1 protein-coding gene is annotated in these 2069 nt (G+C 54.8%); it reads right to left on the bottom strand.

What is annotated here, in order from left to right:
• Window positions 1-352: 352 nt before the first annotated feature.
• Entirely contained in the window at window positions 353-1591 is a 1239-nt protein-coding gene (locus BLU15_RS24515; RefSeq protein ID WP_143034248.1) for a hypothetical protein, read from the bottom strand.
• Between the last annotated feature and the right edge of the window lie 478 nt (window positions 1592-2069).

Raw genomic sequence — 2069 nt, forward strand, 5'->3', positions numbered from 1 at the left:
CTTGCGCGCCCGGAGGCGTCCACACATGTCCTCAAGCCTGTGCTTGAGCCTTTCTGCTTATGCCGACTGTCCGGTCGAATTGGGGGGCAGTTCAGATTCAGGCTTCAAACTGATTTGGAAACCGCAGAAACGAGTCAGAGATCGCTCACGTTGTATAATTCTTAAATTCGGGCATTGGGTCTGCCGATCGCAAACCGGCTTCGGACGGTTTCACCGAAGGTACACGAAAGTTTACGGTAAGCGCGAAAGCGCGAATCCCAAATTCCATTTCAATACAACTACTTGATATAAATTCAACAGACGGTGAAGATCCCATGACCTGCCAAGCGCAAACCCTTTCTCTAGCCGACACTCAAACTTCACCTGCAATGATTTCCAAACAGCCGATTGGATCATCAGTCATGACGAGATCGGCGTTCTTCAAGGCGTAGGGGATTCCGGCAGCGGCGTCCGTGAGGTATCGCTCCTCGGTTCCTTTCTCGGCCCAAGCCGCCGGCTTTCCAGTGACCATGGAGAAGAAGAAGGGCTTTCCATCCTCGAAGAAGTCGGGGGTCCGGGCCATAGCGATGCGCATGACATGCGGATGTTCGGTGCGCAGGCGGTTATTGTAATTGTTGATCGCCTTGATCGCCTTGATCGTTTCGATGATGTCGGGGTTCTTAAAGACGTGTCCGGACTCGGGATGCTTTGCGCTTTGTTCATCGGCGGATAGCCAATTTCCGGCGTCGCTGATGCCGAGGTTGGCAGCGAACATCTTCCATGGCTGCCGCATCCAGGGGGCGTAGTAGTTCTCGAGAATGCCTTCGAGATTGCGGACGCTCGTATCGGCAATAGGGGATTGCGATTTGGCCGCGATGGTGCGGGCCATCATCAGGAGCGTTTCGGCGGTCACACATGCAGCCATATTGAAGGATTTCTGCCAGCCCGTCGGCATTGGGTAAAGGTTGAGAACGTAAGTCGCGAAATCATCGTACGTCTTGAGGCTGTATGGATAGGTCTGGATCAGGATCTGCGTAAGCTGGCTCTGCAAGTTTTTCCAGGCGTAGACGATGAAGTCGCCGCCGTCCGAGTTGCGTGCGTCCACGATTTCGTTGTAGCCGGGCGGCCCCATCAAGGCATGGCGGAGTTGCGTATCATATGACTCGATGGCCTCATCCGTCGAGTGGCTTTTACCGGTGAACTGACCATCGGAGACTTGCTGGATGACCAGCTTCTTGCCTATAAGACGCATCAGCGGGGTCGCGGCAATCGTGAAGCTCTCTCCAAGTAGGAACCGGCCGGTGCTCATTGGGTGCGCCGCAATGAATTTGCGGTCTTGGGTTATGCTGATGTCCCGTTCGCCGCAACTCAAGCCGGCTTCCAGCAAGGCCGCGCCAGCCTGGGTGCTGTTGTCGGGAATGCCGCGAGACCAGTCAAATAGGAGCCGGTGGATTGCCAGTTGAGCGCCGCAGCTTCTAACCCTTTCTGGGTCTTCTGCCCACGCCTTGAAGATGTTGGCGAGGCTGTGTTTCTTGATCATTGCATCGAGCTGCTCCTGGGTGAGCTTATGGGTTTCGTATCGGCGGGCTGCCATTCCCAGGGTCGAAATCACGGGCTTCCTGTTGATCGGAAGTTGGGCATACATGATGAAAGACGGGGAGATGGAAAATAGTCAGAAAAATTCTTTGGAAGGGGCAAGTGTTGAGGGGAGGAGAGGAGTGCGGATGGTTTGGATTGTTGCCCATCAAGGTGGCAGGCGAGGCCCTATTGTAGGCGCCAGTTCACACCTTGGTTGAAGCGACCTTCATCTGCGAGAAAATGGACTTCGTCGATCTGCACTGATCATAGAAGGATTCGGCGTCGCCGCCGCAGGTCAGGGATCATGCTGGATGCAGGACGGTGTATATGCGTTGTATTTTTTGCGACATGATTGACGGAGCCCAGGCCACGTCAGCGTTCCTCTACTAATACGCATTGCATCCGCCGATGCGTTATTTTCGCTCCGCTGACCAAGTTTTGGCGTCATCGCTGCTGGCCAGGGACCACGCAGGATCCCAGTGCGACAGAACGGGCAGATGCGTTGTATTTTT

Origin of the sequence: Ensifer sp. YR511, assembly GCF_900103045.1 — a bacterium.
GTDB lineage: Bacteria > Pseudomonadota > Alphaproteobacteria > Rhizobiales > Rhizobiaceae > Ensifer > Ensifer adhaerens.